Raw genomic sequence first — 17836 nt, 5'->3', positions numbered from 1 at the left:
TGATTTGACCGGAGAGTGTATGACTATGTCTTTGATTCTACCCATGTGCGCGTTTGCCTTAGCGGCATCCATTTCACCTGGGCCCGTAAATCTTGTGTGCCTGAGCACTGGTACCCGCTATCCGGTTGCCACCGGCTTAACGTTTGTCACTGGTGCCACGCTGAGTTTTATTGTGCTTTTCATTGCGGTAGGACTGGGTCTTTATTCACTACTGACGATGGTTCCGGGGCTGCAAAGTGTGTTGCGTTGGGTGGGTATTGCATTTTTGCTTTATCTGAGTATCAAGTTAGCCCTGGACAGCGGTCAATTGCCAGACGCTGGCAGCAAAAAGGCACCGGGCTTCATTACAGGCGCCTTGATGCAGTGGTTGAACCCCAAAGCCTGGCTTGCCTCCGCTTCTGGCATCGGGGCGTTCACTAACGCAAACGATCTGAACCAGATCCTGCTGTTTGCCGCTCTTTATCTGCCAATCTGCTGGTTGTCACTGGCTTGCTGGGTTTACGCCGGCGCATTCCTGCGCCGATATGTTCAAAAGCCCATCATCCTGATGACCATCAACCGCACACTGGCGTTATTACTTGCTGTCAGCTGCGTGTATCTTCTCGTTAGCTGAACCGAGACGGTACTGGTTTGGAGTTGCGGCCACTCGTAACTTGAAGGCACGCTGAAAGTGAGGCTGATCGGCAAAGCCGGCATTCAGGGCTGCCTCGGCAATGGGCGTGCCTTTTTTTAGCTCATTCTGGCCGATTTGCACGCGTCGATTCACCAGGTATGCATGGGGCGTGAAACCGAACGCCTGTTTAAAGGAGCGGATCAAATGGCTCTCGCTAAAACCTGAAAGGGCGCAAAGGGTCTCCAGCGAAACATCGTCCGTCGCATGCTGATCTATATAGCGAGCCAGCTGTGTTAAAACATCTGCGGTAGCTGGCTGCTGAGTGATTGGCTGAGTTGCCAGCTCGTGCATGAGAGCTGACAGAAACGCCTCTAATTCTCTCTGCTTGTCTGTCACCGCAGACTGGGTATCCAAAAGGCAATCTGCGAGATGGCGGTAACGATCGAACCAGCGGTTATCGGATAGCACAGCCGTGTGTAGATCCTGCCAGGCTGGGGTAGGGAGTAAACCCGCCTGGTATCGCAGATTTGTTAACCACTGAGTATCAACATACATCATCAGATATGACCAGGGATGGTTATCTATAGGATTACACGCGTGCGCCCATTCCGGGTTCATTACCACCAAGTCTCCGGCACTGACCGCAAAGCTGTCGTCGCGATAACGAAACGTGCTTTTGCCGTTAGTAATTGCGCCAAGGGACCAATGTGAATGGCTGTGGAGGGCATAACAGACTGGGCGACCATCCGCGACCTTACGCAGTTCTACGAAAGGCATGCGCTTGTCACGCCAGAAAACGGGGGCATACGGAGGCGTAGTCATTGCTGGTCATCCTGATGAAGTCACAGATAACTTACTTCACGCTTACGCTTTTTGAAAGAAAACCGGGGCCGATCTATTTTCCTGAGAAAACAATCGGCCCCGGTTTTAAGGCCATTCCTTGAAAACTGACGGTTAGGCCTTCTGGACCCACGTCTGACACCAGCCGTTCGATTCCACGCTATTCTGCGGGAACAGCGAACAGCCATTGTTGGCTTCCAGGAAGAACATACAGCTTGCGCAGTGTTCACCTGCCGCATAAGCCGGGTGGCCGGCAGCCTCTTCGGCCACTTTAACGTAGTTCAACCCCTTGGCTTGGGGGGTTGTTGGGTCGAGCGGTGGAAGGCTTTGGGCGAAAGCGCGCTGAGATAGAATGCCCATACCAAGAGGTAGAGCAGCCATACCGAGCAAGCTGTGACGCATAAATTTGCGGCGACTTTGATTAGCCATGATAGTTCCTTATGTGTGTATATCTTCAGTATATTAAATGGTTAGTAATAGTTGCGGGTAGTAATACGTTTCGAACGTAGAATAGATCGAAATGAACCAATGTTCAATATGCGCAACATGAAGGCGTTAATCATCTTTCCGAAAGTTAAAGATATTGATAATTAAAACGTTTATCAAATAACAATCGTTATCGAAAACTCATTAATGGTTATCATTATCTTTCATGGCTTCGCCTGCGTATCTCTAACAGCGCGCTAACAGTCAGGGTGATTACAGTAAGCGGTATTAAGAAGTAAAGCGCCACTGTACCAAACTCGGGCAAAGCATCATGCTGAGTCGCAACCAGGATGATATACATCGTATACATCACGTAGTATCCAAGGAAAAGACTGCCTTCCGGCCGGCTGATTCCGCCACCCGTAAAGAATATGGGCAAACAGGCAAATGCAACCGCTATCATTACCGGAAGATCAAAACCGATAACGGCAGGCGGCACGTTAATTCCGGAGGGCGCAACAATACCTGCAACCCCCAGCACGCCCATCAGGTTGAAAATATTGCTGCCGATCACATTGCCAACGGCGATGTCACGTTGACCGCGTATAGCCGCAATAACTGAGGTAACCACTTCTGGCAGGGATGTACCTGCTGCAACAATCGTTAGGCCGATAATCAGTTCGCTGACACCCATATATTGGGCAAACGAGACAGCGCCATCAACCAGCCAGCGTGAGCCGAGAACCAACAGAACAAGGCCGCCGAGGACAAGGAGACTATTTCTGAGAGTGCTACTGCCAGAGCGATTCACATCTCCGGACTCTTTGCTGCCTTCGTTATTACGTTCGGTACGTTCTTTATTGCGATCGGTACTGGCTTTGCGGCTCAGGTAAATCAAAACCCCGATATAACCGGCGAGACCTAATACCAGTATTGTGCCGTCAGCGCGACTGACGCTTCCATCCAGCGAAAGAAGCAAAACAAACATCGAGAGCGCAATCATTACCGGCACATCAAGTCGCAGGAGTTGTTTTGACACAACAAGTGGCACAATTAACGCAGAAAGGCCCAGGATAAAAAGAACGTTGAAGATATTGCTGCCGATGACGTTGCCCACAGCAACACCCGATTGGCCCGATAGAGCCGCTTTAACACTGACTGCAAGTTCTGGCGAACTGGTGCCGAATGCGACAACAGTCAACCCGATAATTAATGGCGATATACCGAAGCCCAATGCAAAACGGGATGCGCCTCTGACTAATGCTTCGGCACCTACGATCAAAAAAACCAACCCAGCACTGAAGAAAACAAAGGCCATACGCTTCTCGCAAGTTTGCTTAATGACCGCACAAAGCGCATTAAGCCGGCACGAGTATACGCTTGGCATGCCAGAAAAATTGCACGGATTTATTTTTCTTTTAAAGCAGGCGCAGCGAGAAATGATACTTGCTTAATGACTCATAAATTCAGGATATTAAAAAGAATAACACTGGGCGGTCGTCCGCTCCAAGTGCAACACTTGGTTCAATGAACGCGCGCTTTTTTTCGTCTAGCGATGCCAAATAACGCTAAACTCAAACCCAACAATAAGGCTGTTGAAGGTTCAGGTAGGCGGGCTAAATTATTGTAAGCGGTAGCTGCGCCGGTTTTGCAACCGTCCGCTCCCAATATGGCATTTGCGCCTAAAGTGACATAATTTGTCGCTGAAAAAGCGCCGCCACAATAGTCACCTACGCCTAACATTACAGCACTGTCCCCAGCGGAAACGTAGCTTTTCGATAGAACAAGGCCTCTGAATTTCGCTCCTGCGCCTAGTGTTGTGTAACCTTCGCCGGCCCCGACAGTTTTGTCGCCCAAGATATTCCAGATAATGCTGCTCTCATCAGTTACGTTCAAAAGCTCTATATTTGCGAGCGCACCAAAGGTCATGTAGTTCGAGATGTTGAAAACCCAAGAGGCATCTACACCTCCGCCATCAAGGGTGATGGTTGTGCTGGCAGCAACCGTTAGATAATCTGCGACACTGTAGATGCCGGCTCCGAGCAGTTCGTCGTTTGTCCCGAAACCGACTGCTAGTTGCGTCCCTTTTCCCAGATCTTTGAGCGTTTGTTGGGCAGACTTAATATTTTCCGTCTGACTGATTACTTCGGGAGCGCTATACCCAGGTTCCAACATACGGTCTTGCTTCACGATCACTACGGTAGCGGTGAGATCTATTCTTGTATCCGTTCCGCTCTCAACACTGCCCGCGACAACGGCCGAATTGCCGAAGCTGGCGTAGGTTCTTGTTTTAACGTCGCCGTCGAGCCCGGCACCTGCGCCGGCGCTTGTGTATGTGCCACTTTTAATATTGCCTTTGACCGCTCCCGAAGCACCGATGGCTGCGAAGGTTCCAGCCTCAATATTACCACCAGCAATTGAACCCGCACCTGTTGATATCGCGCCGGGGCTCTGCATATTGCCACCGGCGGTTGCCAGTGCACCTACGGTTATGTAAACGTTGGCATAAATGGACTGGTTATTTAGCTCAGCATTTAACAAGGGCATTGCTTGTGCGCTAGACGCCGCAGCGATGATCGAAACAAAGAGTAGTGATTTAGTGTGTTTCATTGAAGTCCTTTTTCGTAATATCCATTTAGAATGAACACGAGTAACTGCTACGTTATAAGCAGTATCGCCATCACCAGAATCTTCGTTTGAGCTATTGCGCGTATAGCAAGTGTGAGCGTTTTTTCTTATGCTCTCTCGCTTATCCGAGCCTGATCGACGATTAATAATTGAAGCGCGCCGTTACTAAACCTATTTCAAACCAGTGATCATTAAGATTGGCTTTACCAACGGTAGAACCAAAAATCTAAGAGGCAATAATTAATGCTTTTTTGAAACTAATAGAATTTTCATCTATTTGGTTCTGTTTTAAATTTAAGCATTTATCATGCCATTATATATAATATCAATATAAATCATAAGCATGCATTATGTATTAAATTTACCGCCAATGAATGTGTAAAATAAACTGACGTTATTCTGGTGTGTCTGATTACTGCACGTCGTTATAGCTACTCCACCAAAAGTTCTACCTGCACCCAATTTTGAGTAATCGCAGAAGAGCAGATACCTTTTAATATTAGGTGTGTTCGTTATGGGGCACTAAGAAGATGTAGATAGGCTATTAATGCTACCTGAGCATAATAAAAAGCGCCTCAAACTAGGTCTGTCTCTTTGCTGTCAGCCTGCTTGGTTCGAATCAATGTTGCGTGGCCCGTATCCAGAGCTTCAGTCAGCCGCCTCTGTTTCTCCTGAATCGCGTGTGTGGCCTGCTCGCGTACCGGGCCATAGCCCCGAACTTCACTCGTTAGCTCCGCCAGTTGTAAAAAAGTGTCGTAGTTGCTGGGATCCAGCCCACTGACAATCCGCTCCACCAGTTGCTGGTAGTCTTTCAACTGCGCCCGATCCATCTTGCGGTCGGCGGAATAGCTGAACGGATCGATAGCCGTGCCGCGCAGCACCCGGAATTTTGCCAGCAGCTTGAACGCCTGGAACATCCAGGGGCCGAACTGGCGTTTTCTGGGCCGGCCCTGGGCGTCGGTACCTCGGTTCATGATGGGCGGGGCCAAATGAAAGTAAACCTTAAAGTCCCCTTCGAAGGTATTGTTCACCTCTTTCATAAAGTCGGTTTCAGCAAACAGGCGGGCCACTTCGTATTCGTCCTTGTAGGCCATAAGCCGATACAGTTGTTGGGCGATGGTCCGCGTCAACAAATGGTTGTTCTGGCCCAAGGTGTCCTCTGCGTCGTGTACTTGCTTTACCAGCGAGGTATAGCGATCAGCCCAGCGCCGATGCTGATAGTTCACTAGATGCTGATAACGAATGTTGATCAGCTCGTCCAAGCCTTGGGTCGGTTTCACGTCGTCTACCCGAGCCTCGCCGGTGTTCAGCAGGTCGGTAATGGCCTTCAAGTCTGTTGCGGCTACGCGGCCCCAGCCAAAGGCTTCCTTATTGCGGTCAATCGCGACGCCATTCAGCTCAATGGCTTTTATCAACGAGGCCTGTGACAGAGGCAGAAGCCCTCTCTGCCAGGCAAAGCCCAGCATCATCACGTTGGAAAACACGGTGTCTCCCATCAGCTTCTCAGCAATGCCATTGGCATTCAATCGCGCGAAATTGTCATCGCCAACGGCGTTACGAATCAGGTCCAGGCGCGTGTCGGCCTGCATGTCCGCATCCCGAAACAACACGTAATCCGCGGTGGGCAGTTCGGCTTCGTTGGCTACTACACGGGTGTAAAGGGGTTTCAGAACGTTCAGTGCCTTCTGGGAAGAAGCCACCACCAGGTCGCAAGCGATCACCGCATCGGCCTCAGCGTTACTGATGCGAACCTGGTGCAGTTTGTCTGGCGACGGCGCCATGCGAACATAACTGAGTACCGTGCCACCCTTCTGCGCGAAGCCGGTGAAGTCCAGCACCGAGGTACCCCGGCCTTCAAGATGGGCTGCCATAGTGATGAGCTGGCCCACGGTTACGACGCCAGTGCCGCCCACACCACCCACCAACAGATCGTAGGAACCGGTCAACGCAGGCAAAACTGGCTCGGGAATAGTAGTAAGTTTGCTCGTGAGCACAGAGCCTGTGTCTGTGCCGCGAGATTTGCGCAGTTGGCCACCCTCGATGGTTACAAAGCTAGGACAAAAGCCATTCAGGCAGGAGAAATCCTTGTTACAGGAAGACTGGTCAATCTTGCGTTTGCGGCCCAGCTCTGTCTGGCGCGGCACCACCGAAAGACAGTTCGATTGCACAGAACAGTCTCCGCAACCTTCACACACGTGATGATTGATAAACACCCGCTTGGCGGGATCCGGGTACAGGTTGCGCTTACGCCGGCGACGCTTCTCTGCGGCGCAGGTCTGATCGTAAATCAGCACGGTGCAGCCCGGAATGTCACGCAGCTCCTTTTGAACGTTATCCAGCTCTGAGCGATCATGAAAGCTTACATCCGCGGGGAAAAGATGCTTTTTACCATCGTACTTTTCGGGTTCATCACTGAGCACAACAACCCGGCGAACGCCCTCCGCTGCAACCTGCTGCGCGATCATCGGCACGCTGATATTGCCGTCAACAGGTTGCCCGCCGGTCATGGCTACTGCGTCATTGAACAGAATCTTATAGGTGATGTTGATGCCGGCCGCCACGGCCTGGCGGATGGCCATAGAGCCAGAATGAAAATAGGTGCCCTCACCCAGGTTCTGAAATATATGGGGATTGCCGATATACCTGCTCTTGCCAACCCAATTAACCCCTTCGCCACCCATCTGAATCAGCGATTCCGTGTTACGGCCCATCCAGGATGCCATAAAGTGACAGCCGATCCCGGCCAGTGCCTTGCTGCCTTCCGGCACTTTGGTCGAGGTGTTGTGGGGGCAGCCCGAACAGAAATAGGGCAGGCGCTTAACACCTCCTGGATCCTGGGCATTGCTTATGCTGTTGATGGTCGCCAGGCGTGCGCTGAAATCCGCCCCAAAGAAGCGGCCAAGGCGGGCGGCGAGAAAACCGGCTACTAACTTGGGGCTCAGTTCGCCGACGTAAGGAATCAACGGGCGGCCCAGCTCATCCTGCTTGCCAGTGATTAGAACGTCGCCGGGGTGATCCGGTTCCGACATGGCTTCTTTGATCTGACTTTCGATAATGCCGCGCTTTTCCTCGACAACAAGCACTTCTTCCTTGTCGTGAACAAACTTGAGAATACCGCGTCGTTCAAGTGGCCAGACCATGCCCACTTTATAGATATCGAGCCCCATCTCCCTGGCATGACATTCATCAATGCCCAGCAGATCAAGCGCTTCCAGCAGATCCAGATGTCCTTTTCCGGTGGTGACTATTCCAAACCGTGCGTTTGGCTCATTAAACAGGCAGCGGTCGATAGGATTCGCTCGGGCAAAAGCTTGCACCGCCGCCAGTTTATGTTCAATACGGGTTTCCAGCTGAGGCCCCGGAAGGTCTGGCCAGCGATAGTGAAGGCCGGTCTCCGGCGGCGTGAAATCATCCGGCGTTACAAAATCCGGCAGTGGCGCCAGCTCCACCGAAGCAGCACTTTCCACCGTTTCGGACACCGCTTTGAATCCAACCCAGCAGCCGCTGTAACGCGACAAGGCATAGCCCCAAAGGCCAAACTCCAAATACTCGGCAATGTTGGCTGGATTAATAGTGGGCATGAAAAAGCTCATGAACGCCACATCAGACTGGTGGGGCATAGACGAAGACACGCAGCCGTGATCATCACCGGCAACGACCAGAACGCCACCGTGAGGAGAACTACCGTAAGTGGTGCCGTGTTTCAGTGCGTCTCCGGCTCGGTCAACGCCGGGCCCTTTGCCGTACCAGAGCCCGAACACGCCATCCACCTGGCGGTCATCGTCGGTCTCCACTTGTTGGGTACCCAATATAATGGTGGCCGCAAGATCCTCGTTGATTGCGGGCACAAAATCTACGCGGTTTTGATCAAGCAACGTTTTAGCCTGCCACAGTGCAAAGTCCACTGCGCCCAGTGGTGAACCACGATAGCCACTCGCCAAACCGGCCGTTTTGAGCCCAAGTTTGCGATCCAGCGCTGCCTGGGTCAGAAGTATGCGCACCAGGGCCTGGGTTCCGGTAAGGAATACCCGCCCGGACTCTCGCAGGTAGCGGTCTTCAAGTTGGTAATTGTCGAGCTTCGGGCCGCCGGTTTCGGTGCGCTTGCCTTGAGAGGCTTGGGGGCGAGAATTGTCAGCAGGCATACGATCCTCTTCTTCTATTTAACTTATGATCAAAAGTATAGAAGGGAATTCAGCAAATGAGTTGGTAAATAGACGTCTTTTACGTACTTAAGACCGAGGAATATGGGTTTGCCGATCGTGTTTGTCGGGCCGTTCGTGTAAATTCAGGTACGAATTACATCAAAGGGAAAGGTTATGGGTCTGGCTATTGCGTTGCATGCGTTATCCGCCGTCATTTGGGTTGGCGGTATGTTTTTTGCCTACATGGCGATGCGCCCGGCCGTGGGTGAGGTGATCGAAGCGGGACAGCGTGGTGAACTTTGGTGTCAAACGCTTACCCGGTTTTTCCGCTGGGTTTGGTTGGCGATTGTACTTTTGCTGATCACCGGCTATTGGATGATTTTCAAAGGATTTGGTGGCATGGCTGGGGCAGGGTGGCACATTCATGCCATGCAGACGCTTGGCCTGATTATGATGTTGCTGTTTTTTCACCTCTACTTTGCCCCGTTCCGCCGTTTGAAACTGGCCGTTGCCGCCAGCGATCCCCAGGAAGGCGGGCGTCAGGTCGGCAAAATTCGCCGGCTCGTTGGCATTAATCTGATTATTGGGCTGGTCGTTGTGGCTGTCGGTTCTGCCGGGCGCTATCTGTAAATAGAGACAAAAAAGGCTGGAAACCGTGACACTGTGATGGATGCCACACAACTGATTATGGGGCTGGTTTTCAGCTCCATTGGCGTCGGCTATTTCATTTACGGCCGCAAGCAATCGAATATCGTAACGCGATATTGTGGTATCGCTTTGATTCTATACCCCTATCTGGTGGCGGACACGCTTGCGCTGGTGGCGGTGGGTATTGGGTTGATGCTGGTTCCAAGATTCGTTGAGGTTTGATTGAGGCTAACGCATTCGTAAAATTTAATGCGCAGTTGCGTTGGAAAACACATTAATAACAACCACCCCAGCCACAATAAGCCCCATCCCGAACACGCTTGCCATGTCTAATTTCTGACCAAACGCCAACCAGCCGATCAGTGATATCAGAACGATTCCTGAACCAGACCAGATGGCATAGGCTATGCCGACCGGAATCGTTTTCAGGGTCAGCGACAAAAAATAGAAAGCGACGCCGTATCCGACAACCACCATCACACTTGGAAGCACTTTGGTAAAGCCTTCGCTCGACTTCAGGCTTGAAGTCGCAATCACTTCCGCAATAATGGCGATGCTTAGAAACAGCCAGTTTTTCATTTAAATACTCTTTTTGAACACATTGGATTAGAAAACCACTTGCAGGAGGCTGAAAAAAACGAACTCTTGTCTCAATTATCAGCGTTTGTTCAAAACAGCGGCGTTTGCGTTTTACGTTATACTTATATTACTCAGGCTGCATTTTATTCCATTAAAAAAATGAATTTATCACGGTTTCTTTATCTCTGAGTTCAAGTAACAGCCCTTTGCGAATGCACTTACAGAAGACGACATCCAAAGCGTTACTGCCTATTACCAGAGCCTTAATCCAATGGTTTTTGCCATTACCCAGAAAGCGCCTGGGTGATCACGACAACTACGGTGAAAACCCTGGGATTGCTAGCCAGTAAATACAAAACGCCGTCAATCACAACAGTTGACGGCGTTTTGTATTGGGCTTTAGCTACGGCTATTAGTTTTTCTTTTCAAGCGCTTCTTTCAGGCCAGCAAACGGATTGTGCGTAGCCGCCTCCCGCCTTTTTTCACCGCCGCCGCCGTAGCGCACGAAATCCTCGAATTTACTGTGTTCGTTGTCGTGGCAGTAAACGCACAATAATTCCCAGTTACTGCCATCGGCGGGATTGTTGCCGTGGTCATGGTCGCGATGATGCACCGTCAGTTCTCGCAAATTGGCGCGGGTAAACTCACGGGTGCAGCGCCCGCATATCCACGGGTACATTTTCAGTGATTTTTCGCGATAGCCGCCTTCGCGCTTCGCGATGTACTCACGCTGCTCAGCCAGAATCTTATCCAGTTTGCTCGTATCGCCAACGTTCTGACTCATCAGTGCTTCCCTCGGAAAGTAGATCTGTCCCGGTTTTCAGTTCCGGTTCTAAATGTCATTCAAACTCTGGTCGCCCGCGCTGCATGCAGCTTCTTATAGCTTTCAATAAGCCGCAGGTGTTTGTCCAAGCCTTCCAACTGCATGTTGGTTGGGGTGAGGCCGTAAAAGCGCACATCGCCATTCACCGACCCCACCACCGCGTCCATAGTCTGTTCACCGTACAGTCGCTTGAAATTAAACAGATAATCACTCAGTTCAAGTTCGTCATCGATAATAATTTCCAGTACTGCATTCACCGCCCGATAAAACAACCCGCGTTCCACGGTATTGTCATTGAACTGGATAAAGGTTTCGACTCGCTCAAGGGCGTCTTCGTGCTGTTCCAGAGCCAGGTTGATCAGCAGCTTTAACTCCAGAATGGTGAGCTGGCCCCAGACCGTGTTCTCGTCGAATTCAATACCGATCAAGGTAATGATGTCTGTGTAATCGTCGATCTGGCTTTCTTCCAGGCGCTCCACCAGGGCATTCAGCTGGCCGTCATTCAAAGAGTGGAGGTTAAGAATGTCTTCGCGATAATCCAGGGCCCGATTGGTGTTGTCCCAGATCAGATCTTCTATCTGGTAAACCTCGGAATAGTCAGGCACCAGCATGCGGCAGACTGGGGCGCCCAAGTCGTCATAAACCGCTGTATACACTTCTTTGCCCAGGTCTTTGAGGATGTTGAACAGGCCGGTGACTTCTTCTTCGTTGGTGCCCGAGAAATCCCACTCGCTAAACTCGAAATCCGCCTTGGCGCTGAAGAAACGCCAGGAGATTACACCGCTGGAATCAATGAAGTGCTCTACGTAATTGTTGGGCTCGGTGATCGCAAGGCTGTTGAACGTCGGGGGCGGAAAATCGTTCAGGCCTTCAAAGCTGCGGCCCTGCATCAACTCGGTGAGGCTTCGTTCCAGCGCCACTTCCAGAGTCGGATGCGCGCCGAAAGAGGCAAAAACGCCGGAGGTTTTCGGATTCATCAACGCGACACAAGCCACCGGAAACTGGCCTCCAAGCGAGGCGTCTTTGACCAACACAGGATATCCCTGTGCTTCCAACGCCCGAATGCCTTCCAGAATGTTGGGATATTTTTCCAATACGTGCAGGGGAACGTCTGGCAGCGTAAGTTCTTCCTGAATGATCTGCTTTTTGACCGCCCGCTCAAAAATTTCTGACAGGCACTGAACTTGCGCCTCAAACAGCGTGTTACCCGCACTCATGCCGTTGCTCAGGAACAGGTTTTCAATCAGATTGCTGGGGAAGTACACCGTCTCGCCGTCTGAATGGCGTACAAATGGCAGCGTGCAGATTCCGCGCTTTACATTGCCAGAATTGGTGTCGATCAGGTTAGAACCACCCAGTTCATCATCCGGGTTGTAGATCGCCAGGCAGTGGTCATCCAGAATGCCCTGGGGCAGTTCGTCGTTGGGCCCTGGCTTGAACCAGCGTTCATTGGGGTAATGAACAAACTCGCTGTTGGCAATTTTTTCGCCAAAAAACTGATCGTTATAGAAAAAGTTGCAGTTCAGACGCTCAATAAATTCGCCCAGCGCCGAGCACAGGGCGCTTTCTTTTGTCGAGCCTTTACCATTGGTGAAGCACATGGGCGAGGCCGCGTCGCGAATGTGCAGTGACCAAACGTGAGGCACGATATTGCGCCAGGATGCGATCTCGATCTTCATGCCCAGATCCGCCAGAATGGCGGTCATGTTGGCGATGGTCTGCTCCACCGGCAGGTCTTTACCCAAAATATAGGTGCTGGCGTCGCCTTCTGGCTTGGTCATCAGCAGGGCTTGAGCGTCTTCATCCAGGCTGTCTACGATTTCAATCTGGAATTCAGGGCCGGTTTGGACCACCTTCTTGACTGTACAGCGGTCGATGGACCGCACAATGCCCTGTCGGTCTTTGTCAGAAATGTCTTCTGGCAACTCAACCTGAATTTTGAAAATCTGGTTATAGCGGTTCTCGGGATCAACAATGTTGTTCTGCGACAGGCGGATATTGTCGGTTGGAATATTCCGTGCTATGCAATAAACCCGCACAAAATAGGCCGCACACAACGCTGATGACGCTAAAAAATAGTCAAAAGGGCCGGGCGCTGAACCGTCACCTTTGTAGCGTATCGGTTGGTCGGAAATCACCGAGAAGTCGTCAAACTTGGCTTCAATTCGGAGGTTGTCGAGAAAATTGACGTTGATTTCCATTGCGAGGGTACCGATTTGTAGAATTTGGCGCTTTGTGGCCTTAGATTGCGACTATTATCCAGTTTTTGACGCCGAACGTCTTTCAATTCGGTAAAATTTAACCATAGCTAACACAGGATGGGAGGACACAAGATCATAGGGCGGACTAAAAAATGGCGCATGACCGTATTAGCGCGACGATAAAAGGGCCGGATGGAAAACCGCGTTGCCGTTGGTGCGGCACTGTACCGGAGCTGCGTGTTTATCACGACACCGAATGGGGCTTTCCCGTGAGTGATGACTTTCGCTTGTTTGAGAAGCTGAGTCTTGAAGGCTTTCAGTCCGGATTGAGTTGGCGCACCATTTTGGCGAAGCGCGAGAATTTCCGTGCGGCCTTCCATTATTTTGATTTCAACAAAATCGCATGCTTCGACGAGCGCAGTGTCGAACGTTTAATGATGGATGAGGGCATTATTCGGCATCGTGGCAAGATTGAAGCCGTGATCAACAATGCGCGACTGGCCAAGAATCTCGTCGAGCAGGGTGGTTCCTTGGCAGCTTTCGTGTGGCGTTTTGAGCCTGACGCAAAGCCGCCCGCGGATCTACAAACAGTATCGACTTCTGCGGAATCCATTGCCTTGTCGAAGGCGTTTAAGAAGCTGGGGTGGCAGTTCATCGGGCCAACCACGGCTTACGCCTTCATGCAGTCGATGGGGTTGATCAACGACCACGCCGCGGATTGCGTCATTCGGGCCGGCGTAGAGCAAGCGCGTAAACGTTTTACCCTTCGCCACATTCAATAATGCTTACCGAGTCCGGTAGTCCATCCCGTTGCTGATTGGGCATAACGTCGGTGTATAAGCGATCAACATACTTGAACGAGGCGACTTTACAGTATGAACTCAGAGTCCATTTGCTGTGATCGGCCACCAGCAGACGGCCCCGGGTATTGCTTATAATGGCCCGGCTGACTTCGGCCTCACGGATATCGTGATCCATCAAGCCGTGTTGAAGATCCATACTGCCAGTACTGATGATGCCAAAGTCGGTGACGAAAGAACTGAAGAAATGGGTGACTTCCGGCCCGACCACGTCTTGGTCTTTATGCCGATACTGTCCGCCAGACACGATAACGTCGATATTGGGATTCACTGAAAGCGCTGCGGCCACGCGGAGGTTGTTGGTCAAAATCTTGAGCGACTGGTGATGGATCAGCGCTTGCGCCACCCATTCGATGGTACTGCCCACCCCAAGGCTGACGGTGGCCCCTTCCGGAATATCCGCTGCGACACGCTCGGCCATGCGCTGTTTGGCCTTTGAATTAGGCACCTGATGGTTGTCAATGGGATTTGCGGCAGCGCTGGCGGGTAAACTGACGCCACCGTAACGACGGCGCAACAAGCCTTGCTCGCAAAGCTTATTGATGTCGCGACGAATGGTCTGAGTCGTAACGCCAAAGCGCTTTGCAATGTCGTCAACTTCGACATGCTCCTGCTCGTGCACCCATTCAATTATGCTGTGTTGCCGCTCTTTGGCGCCCATCAGTTTACAGTCACGGTCAGTTGATTCACGTTGTTGCTACGCGCGGCGAATGTCGGCCTGGCTTAGCCCAGACTCAGTGCGTTGCTGCAGCCAGGCATCTGCCATTTCAGCAAACCCCAGTCCAGAAGGCTGGCTGGCGATCGCGGCTGGTTGATGGGTCATTACCGGCAGGTGCTTGCGAATGTTTGCCACACCGATACTCAGCGGGAAATTGCCGAACATACATTCGTCATTGGGCGCATCTCCAATAAACACAGAGCGCTGCCGCAATGCCTGCGGATCCAGGCCCAGTAAATCACGGCCTACCCGCATTGCCATGGTGGATTTATCGAAGTCTCCCTGCCAGATGTTGATATGAATCGAGCTTTCCCGAACATTGAATCCCTGTACTTTAAGGGCGTCGTGAATCTCCGCCACCTGTTGCGGACTTAAAGATTCTTGCTGATTATAGTCAACCGCCACATCCACAGTGCGAAAGGCCTGGTCGCCAGCCAGTTTGGGTTCAAAGTCTAGCTTCAATGCAGCAACAGCCGCCAAAATGCGAGCCTGGTCTTCGCGATGGGACGATTCATTATCCCAATAGTGCCAACGAACGGTCATGGGTGCCGTGCGTTCTGCGTAAAAGGCACCGCCTTCACCAATCACGGCGGCTACCGGCCAGGTTCGAATGATCTGATCACACCAGCCGGCGCAGCCACCGGTGACCGGAATTACGCGGATGCCTGCCGCCGCCAGGCGACAAATCGCGAGATAGGTTTCGGGCAGCAGCTGGCCGGCGGTGGTCAGTGTATCGTCGACATCGGTGAACAGAATATCTGCGTCACCAAACTCAAAATTATTCAACATAGTCTCTGCTTTCCCGTTCATCGCAGGTGTAAATACCGCCGGCAAAAGCCGGGCGGCATAGAAATCAGCTTTCGACAGTACTTTGCGTTAGATAGCACTCTGCGTTAGAGAGCACTCTGCGTCAGATTACTTTTTTGCGCAGAACACTGGTAATCGCTTCGCCCAGAATAACCAGAACAATGATGGCCAACAGGATTGTTGCAACTGTCTGCCAGGCGAACAGGTCGATCGACCCCTGCAGCAACACCCCGATACCGCCGGCGCCCACCAGGCCCAAAACGGTAGACTCACGGATATTGATGTCCCAGCGCAAAATAATGATGGCAAAAAATGCCGGCATTACCTGGGGTACAATCGCGTAAAGCACCACCTTCATTTTACTGGCGCCCGTTGCCTGCATGGCTTCTACCGGGTTGCGATCAATCTCTTCAATGGCCTCGCCCATCAGCTTGCCAATGAATCCGATGGACCGAAACATAACCGCCAGAATACCGGCCAGCACGCCCGGGCCAAAAATGGCCACAAACAGCAGTGCCCATATAATGGTGTTCACTGAGCGGCTGGATACCAGAATAAACCGGCCAAGCCACAGCGTTGCCTTGTTCGGCGTTGTATTCTGCGCCGCAATATAGGACACCGGTAAGGCGATGAATATCGTCAGCATGGTCGACAGCGTGGCAATATGAACGGTTTCCAACATGGCATTGAAAATCGCATCCCAACGACTGAACTCCGGTGGCCACATGCGTGAACCCAGGCTTTGAATCTGATTAGGGGCGTCCCATACCCAGGGCCAGAAAATGTCGATGTCTTTTATCGCCCAGACAACGGCCACTACAGTCACCAGGTAGATCCCGTAACGGATCAACTGTTCTTTCCGGTCATAGCGTGACCAGACGTGGTCTTTCAGTTTTGCAGCGTGATCTACCATACTTTTTTCCTCACCCAACCGCTGAAACCTTCACTGATCAAAATGATCCCGATAATCATCAGCAGAATGGCAAATGCGAAATCGTAATCGTAACGTCCGAAGGCGTTCATCAGCGTGCCACCAATACCGCCTGCACCTACAATACCGACCACTGCTGAAGCGCGAAGGTTGCTGTCCAGCTGGTACATAGACAGACCTATCTGGCGTGGCATAATCTGTGGAAAAACCCCAAAGACCAGTATTTTAAAGTAACCGGCACCCACCGAGCGCATGGCTTCAACCTGACCCCAGTCGATCTCTTCGATTTCCTCAGCCAATAACTTGGCCACAAAGCCGATAGAATACAGGGTTAGGGTGAGAATGCCCGCCAGCGGGCCAAAACCGACCGCGGCCACAAAAAGAATGGCCACTATGACCGGATGAAAGCTGCGGGATATTACGATCAGCGCACGTCCCAACAGATAAATAGGCAAGGGCGCCACATTTTTAGCGGCCATCACTGCGATGGGCAGCGACAGACCAACACCCATCAGGGTCGCCAGAAAGGCAATCTGGAAACTTTCCTTGAACCCGGTCCATAACAAACTTCCGCGCTCGAAACTGGGCGGAAAAGCGCCACCGAAAATTCGAGCGGCACGGGGCAATCCCTCAGAAACCCGCTCCCAATTGAACGGCAAGGTTGAGAATGCCCAGTACAGGTAGGTTAGGGCTATGGCAATCAAGCCATAGCGAACCCAAGGGTTTGCTATGAACGGTGGCTTTTTCCAGACCCTGCCTGACGGGGCGTCGGCTCCGGTTTTGACGCGTGTCATGCCGAAGCCTCCTGATCCTGAGATGCCTGCGTTCCTGAGTCCTCACCATCTTCTTCCGGTGATTCGATACCACCGTATATGGCGTCTAGCGCATCCTGGTTGAAATCTTTGGGCTCACCGTCAAAAATCATCTGGCCGTGGCGCATACCCACAATGCGGTCTGTATACATCCGCGCCTGGGTCACGTTGTGAATATTGATCAACACCGGCAGTGACATTTCACTCGCCAGGCTTTGCAACAAACTCATGATTTGCTGCGACGTTTTTGGGTCCAGCGAGGCGGTTGGCTCGTCGGCTAGCAAAATCTCCGGCTCTTGCATCAGCGCACGTACCACTGCAACACGCTGCCGCTCGCCACCCGATAGCTGGTCTGCGCGTTTGTCGGCGTATTGGGCAATACCGACACGCTCCATAAAGTTGAAGGCACGATCGATGTCAGTTTGCGGAAAGCGGCGGGTTAAAGCCTGGAAAAAAGACACGTAACCTAAGCGCCCGGACAGCACGTTCTCCATAACCGTTAAACGATCAATCAGGTTAAAACCCTGAAAAACCATACCGATGCGTCGGCGGGAATGACGCAATGCACTTCCGCGAAGATTGACCAACTCGTGGCCGTTTAGCTTGATCGAACCCGATGTCGGTTCGACCAACCGGTTGATGCAGCGCAACAGGGTACTTTTCCCGGCGCCTGAAGCGCCAACAATGGAAACAACACTGCTGCCATCGACCGTCAAATCAAGACCTTTGAGCACGGGGTCGTTCTGCCCGTATCGCTTGACGAGGTTGGTAATCTCTAACATGTGATTAACTCCGGAGAGAGCCTCTG

17 protein-coding genes are annotated in these 17836 nt (G+C 51.8%); 4 read left to right on the top strand and 13 right to left on the bottom strand.

All coding sequences use genetic code 11. The annotated features are described in order from the left end of the window. The first annotated feature begins 25 nt into the window (after positions 1 to 25). On the top strand, positions 26 to 613 hold the full coding sequence (locus MELB17_RS14360) for a LysE family translocator (protein ID WP_007351004.1): 588 nt from the start codon (positions 26 to 28) through the stop codon (positions 611 to 613). On the opposite strand, the gene MELB17_RS14355 is transcribed toward MELB17_RS14360, so the two are convergent. From MELB17_RS14355 to MELB17_RS14335, 5 genes are all read right to left on the bottom strand, one after another. Then, a complete protein-coding gene (locus tag MELB17_RS14355; RefSeq protein ID WP_227498919.1) occupies positions 575 to 1390 on the bottom strand; it encodes an AraC family transcriptional regulator in 816 nt (271 codons plus the stop codon). The two genes, MELB17_RS14360 and MELB17_RS14355, sit on opposite strands and share 39 nt — an antisense overlap. 177 nt (positions 1391 to 1567) lie before the next feature. After that, complete coding sequence (locus MELB17_RS14350) at positions 1568 to 1882, bottom strand: high-potential iron-sulfur protein (protein ID WP_007351002.1); 315 nt, start codon at positions 1880 to 1882, stop codon at positions 1568 to 1570. 214 nt (positions 1883 to 2096) lie between these two features. Next, positions 2097 to 3197: a calcium/sodium antiporter gene (locus tag MELB17_RS14345; RefSeq protein ID WP_007351001.1), complete on the bottom strand. Its 1101-nt coding sequence runs from the start codon at positions 3195 to 3197 to the stop codon at positions 2097 to 2099. A gap of 206 nt (positions 3198 to 3403) precedes the next feature. After that, positions 3404 to 4489: an ice-binding family protein gene (locus MELB17_RS14340; protein ID WP_007351000.1), complete on the bottom strand. Its 1086-nt coding sequence runs from the start codon at positions 4487 to 4489 to the stop codon at positions 3404 to 3406. 593 nt (positions 4490 to 5082) lie between these two features. Next, positions 5083 to 8649: an indolepyruvate ferredoxin oxidoreductase family protein gene (locus MELB17_RS14335; RefSeq protein ID WP_007350999.1), complete on the bottom strand. Its 3567-nt coding sequence runs from the start codon at positions 8647 to 8649 to the stop codon at positions 5083 to 5085. 174 nt (positions 8650 to 8823) lie between these two features. Here MELB17_RS14335 and MELB17_RS14330 point away from each other — a divergent pair, with 174 nt between their 5' ends. Next, positions 8824 to 9279: a CopD family protein gene (locus MELB17_RS14330; protein ID WP_007350998.1), complete on the top strand. Its 456-nt coding sequence runs from the start codon at positions 8824 to 8826 to the stop codon at positions 9277 to 9279. A 36-nt stretch (positions 9280 to 9315) separates the two neighbouring features. After that, positions 9316 to 9519 (top strand): hypothetical protein, encoded by a 204-nt coding sequence (locus MELB17_RS14325; RefSeq protein ID WP_007350997.1) that lies wholly within the window; start codon positions 9316 to 9318, stop codon positions 9517 to 9519. A 24-nt stretch (positions 9520 to 9543) separates the two neighbouring features. On the opposite strand, the gene MELB17_RS14320 is transcribed toward MELB17_RS14325, so the two are convergent. From MELB17_RS14320 to MELB17_RS14310, 3 genes are all read right to left on the bottom strand, one after another. After that, positions 9544 to 9876 carry an SMR family transporter gene (locus MELB17_RS14320; protein ID WP_007350996.1) on the bottom strand — a complete coding sequence of 111 codons (333 nt, stop codon included), beginning with the start codon at positions 9874 to 9876 and terminating at the stop codon, positions 9544 to 9546. Positions 9877 to 10288: 412 nt separating this feature from the next. Beyond that, positions 10289 to 10660, bottom strand: a complete 372-nt coding sequence (locus MELB17_RS14315) for a YajD family HNH nuclease (protein WP_007350995.1) — start codon at positions 10658 to 10660, stop codon at positions 10289 to 10291. A gap of 59 nt (positions 10661 to 10719) precedes the next feature. Further along, on the bottom strand, positions 10720 to 12900 hold the full coding sequence (locus MELB17_RS14310) for an OsmC domain/YcaO domain-containing protein (RefSeq protein ID WP_007350994.1): 2181 nt from the start codon (positions 12898 to 12900) through the stop codon (positions 10720 to 10722). A 152-nt stretch (positions 12901 to 13052) separates the two neighbouring features. On the opposite strand from MELB17_RS14310, the gene MELB17_RS14305 reads away from it, so the two are divergent. Next, positions 13053 to 13682: a DNA-3-methyladenine glycosylase I gene (locus MELB17_RS14305; protein ID WP_007350993.1), complete on the top strand. Its 630-nt coding sequence runs from the start codon at positions 13053 to 13055 to the stop codon at positions 13680 to 13682. Here MELB17_RS14305 and MELB17_RS14300 read toward each other — a convergent pair. The 5 genes from MELB17_RS14300 to phnC all read right to left on the bottom strand — a co-directional run bounded on the left by MELB17_RS14300 (position 13660) and on the right by phnC (position 17810). Then, entirely contained in the window at positions 13660 to 14421 is a 762-nt protein-coding gene (locus MELB17_RS14300; protein ID WP_007350992.1) for a DeoR/GlpR family DNA-binding transcription regulator, read from the bottom strand. The two genes, MELB17_RS14305 and MELB17_RS14300, sit on opposite strands and share 23 nt — an antisense overlap. 36 nt (positions 14422 to 14457) lie before the next feature. Continuing rightward, positions 14458 to 15267, bottom strand: a complete 810-nt coding sequence (locus MELB17_RS14295; protein ID WP_007350991.1) for an HAD-IIB family hydrolase — start codon at positions 15265 to 15267, stop codon at positions 14458 to 14460. A 121-nt stretch (positions 15268 to 15388) separates the two neighbouring features. Further along, complete coding sequence (phnE, locus tag MELB17_RS14290) at positions 15389 to 16198, bottom strand: phosphonate ABC transporter, permease protein PhnE (RefSeq protein ID WP_007350990.1); 810 nt, start codon at positions 16196 to 16198, stop codon at positions 15389 to 15391. Then, the gene (gene phnE, locus MELB17_RS14285) at positions 16192 to 17010 is read right to left on the bottom strand and encodes a phosphonate ABC transporter, permease protein PhnE (protein ID WP_007350989.1); all 819 of its coding nucleotides are present in this window, start codon (positions 17008 to 17010) and stop codon (positions 16192 to 16194) included. The genes phnE (MELB17_RS14290) and phnE (MELB17_RS14285) overlap by 7 nt, the downstream gene beginning before the upstream one ends. Continuing rightward, positions 17007 to 17810, bottom strand: coding sequence for a phosphonate ABC transporter ATP-binding protein (gene phnC / locus MELB17_RS14280; protein WP_007350988.1), 804 nt, complete (start codon positions 17808 to 17810; stop codon positions 17007 to 17009). The genes phnE (MELB17_RS14285) and phnC overlap by 4 nt, the downstream gene beginning before the upstream one ends. Between the last annotated feature and the right edge of the window lie 26 nt (positions 17811 to 17836).

This window comes from Marinobacter sp. ELB17 (assembly GCF_000169375.1).
Lineage (GTDB): Bacteria > Pseudomonadota > Gammaproteobacteria > Pseudomonadales > Oleiphilaceae > Marinobacter.
The sequence above is the reverse complement of the archived record's forward strand: the minus strand, read 5'-3'. Positions and strand labels throughout refer to the sequence as shown.

Coding starts and splice junctions, on each gene's coding strand:
- MELB17_RS14360 (WP_007351004.1), top strand. CDS start 26: ATGTCTTTGATTCTACCCATGTGCGCGTTTGCCTTAGCGGCATCCATT.
- MELB17_RS14355 (WP_227498919.1), bottom strand. CDS start 1,390: ATGCCTTTCGTAGAACTGCGTAAGGTCGCGGATGGTCGCCCAGTCTGT.
- MELB17_RS14350 (WP_007351002.1), bottom strand. CDS start 1,882: ATGGCTAATCAAAGTCGCCGCAAATTTATGCGTCACAGCTTGCTCGGT.
- MELB17_RS14345 (WP_007351001.1), bottom strand. CDS start 3,197: ATGGCCTTTGTTTTCTTCAGTGCTGGGTTGGTTTTTTTGATCGTAGGT.
- MELB17_RS14340 (WP_007351000.1), bottom strand. CDS start 4,489: ATGAAACACACTAAATCACTACTCTTTGTTTCGATCATCGCTGCGGCG.
- MELB17_RS14335 (WP_007350999.1), bottom strand. CDS start 8,649: ATGCCTGCTGACAATTCTCGCCCCCAAGCCTCTCAAGGCAAGCGCACC.
- MELB17_RS14330 (WP_007350998.1), top strand. CDS start 8,824: ATGGGTCTGGCTATTGCGTTGCATGCGTTATCCGCCGTCATTTGGGTT.
- MELB17_RS14325 (WP_007350997.1), top strand. CDS start 9,316: ATGGATGCCACACAACTGATTATGGGGCTGGTTTTCAGCTCCATTGGC.
- MELB17_RS14320 (WP_007350996.1), bottom strand. CDS start 9,876: ATGAAAAACTGGCTGTTTCTAAGCATCGCCATTATTGCGGAAGTGATT.
- MELB17_RS14315 (WP_007350995.1), bottom strand. CDS start 10,660: ATGAGTCAGAACGTTGGCGATACGAGCAAACTGGATAAGATTCTGGCT.
- MELB17_RS14310 (WP_007350994.1), bottom strand. CDS start 12,900: ATGGAAATCAACGTCAATTTTCTCGACAACCTCCGAATTGAAGCCAAG.
- MELB17_RS14305 (WP_007350993.1), top strand. CDS start 13,053: ATGGCGCATGACCGTATTAGCGCGACGATAAAAGGGCCGGATGGAAAA.
- MELB17_RS14300 (WP_007350992.1), bottom strand. CDS start 14,421: ATGGGCGCCAAAGAGCGGCAACACAGCATAATTGAATGGGTGCACGAG.
- MELB17_RS14295 (WP_007350991.1), bottom strand. CDS start 15,267: ATGTTGAATAATTTTGAGTTTGGTGACGCAGATATTCTGTTCACCGAT.
- phnE (WP_007350990.1), bottom strand. CDS start 16,198: ATGGTAGATCACGCTGCAAAACTGAAAGACCACGTCTGGTCACGCTAT.
- phnE (WP_007350989.1), bottom strand. CDS start 17,010: ATGACACGCGTCAAAACCGGAGCCGACGCCCCGTCAGGCAGGGTCTGG.
- phnC (WP_007350988.1), bottom strand. CDS start 17,810: ATGTTAGAGATTACCAACCTCGTCAAGCGATACGGGCAGAACGACCCC.